The following is a 1,648-nucleotide window of genomic DNA, read 5'->3' on the forward strand; positions in this document are numbered from 1 at the left end:
GGGTGATGGGTGGCTGGTCGTTGCTTGAGAACTACACAGTGGACGCGAGCATCTGTAGGCCAAGTTTTTAAGGGCGCACGGTGGATGCCTTGGCACCAGGAACCGATGAAGGACGTGAGAGGCCGCGATAGGCCCCGGGGAGCTGCCAACTGAGCTTTGATCCGGGGGTGTCCGAATGGGGAAACCCGGCAGTCGTCATGGGCTGTCACCCATGCCTGAACACATAGGGCATGTGGAGGGAACGCGGGGAAGTGAAACATCTCAGTACCCGCAGGAAGAGAAAACAACCGTGATTCCGGGAGTAGTGGCGAGCGAAACCGGATGAGGCCAAACCGTATGCGTGTGATACCCGGCAGGGGTTGCGCATGCGGGGTTGTGGGAATGAGCTTGATCGGTCTGCCGGCCGGTCGGCGAGTCAGAAACCGTTGGTGTAGTCGAAGGACATGCGAAAGGTCCGGCGTAGAGGGTAAGACCCCCGTAGACGAAACATCAGCGGCTTGCTTGCTCATCTCCCAAGTAGCACGGGGCCCGAGAAATCCCGTGTGAATCTGGCGGGACCACCCGCTAAGCCTAAATATTCCCTGGTGACCGATAGCGGATAGTACCGTGAGGGAATGGTGAAAAGTACCGCGGGAGCGGAGTGAAATAGTACCTGAAACCGTGTGCCTACAAGCCGTGGGAGCGTCGCCGTTGTTCTTCGGAACAACGGTCGTGACTGCGTGCCTTTTGAAGAATGAGCCTGCGAGTTAGCGGTGTGTAGCGAGGTTAACCCGTGTGGGGAAGCCGTAGCGAAAGCGAGTCCGAATAGGGCGATTGAGTTGCACGCTCTAGACCCGAAGCGGAGTGATCTAGCCATGGGCAGGTTGAAGCGGAGGTAAGACTTCGTGGAGGACCGAACCCACCAGGGTTGAAAACCTGGGGGATGACCTGTGGTTAGGGGTGAAAGGCCAATCAAACTCCGTGATAGCTGGTTCTCCCCGAAATGCATTTAGGTGCAGCGTCACGTGTTTCTTGCCGGAGGTAGAGCACTGGATAGGCGATGGGCCCTACCGGGTTACTGACCTTAGCCAAACTCCGAATGCCGGTAAGTGAGAGCGTGGCAGTGAGACTGTGGGGGATAAGCTCCATGGTCGAGAGGGAAACAGCCCAGAGCATCGACTAAGGCCCCTAAGCGTACGCTAAGTGGGAAAGGATGTGGAGTCGCAGAGACAACCAGGAGGTTGGCTTAGAAGCAGCCACCCTTGAAAGAGTGCGTAATAGCTCACTGGTCAAGTGATTCCGCGCCGACAATGTAGCGGGGCTCAAGCGTACCGCCGAAGTCGTGTCATTGCAGCAATAGGGCCAACGCCCGCTGTGATGGGTAGGGGAGCGTCGTGTGCCGGGTGAAGCAGCAGCGGAAGCTAGTTGTGGACGGTTCACGAGTGAGAATGCAGGCATGAGTAGCGATACACACGTGAGAAACGTGTGCGCCGATTGACTAAGGGTTCCTGGGTCAAGCTGATCTGCCCAGGGTAAGTCGGGACCTAAGGCGAGGCCGACAGGCGTAGTCGATGGACAACCGGTTGATATTCCGGTACCCGCTTTGAAACGCCCAATATCGAATCAGGCGATGCTAAGCCCGTGAAGCCGTTCCGGACCCTTCGGGGAA

General features: G+C 57.5%; 1 rRNA gene (cut by a window edge). It reads left to right on the forward strand.

What is annotated here, in order from left to right:
• Nucleotides 1-57: 57 nt before the first annotated feature.
• Nucleotides 58-1,648: ribosomal RNA gene (locus tag NLX94_RS38570) — 23S ribosomal RNA — on the forward strand; it runs 1,632 nt beyond the window's last position.

The sequence above is a fragment of the Streptomyces sp. TBY4 genome (assembly GCF_024213195.1).
Taxonomy (GTDB): domain Bacteria; phylum Actinomycetota; class Actinomycetes; order Streptomycetales; family Streptomycetaceae; genus Streptomyces.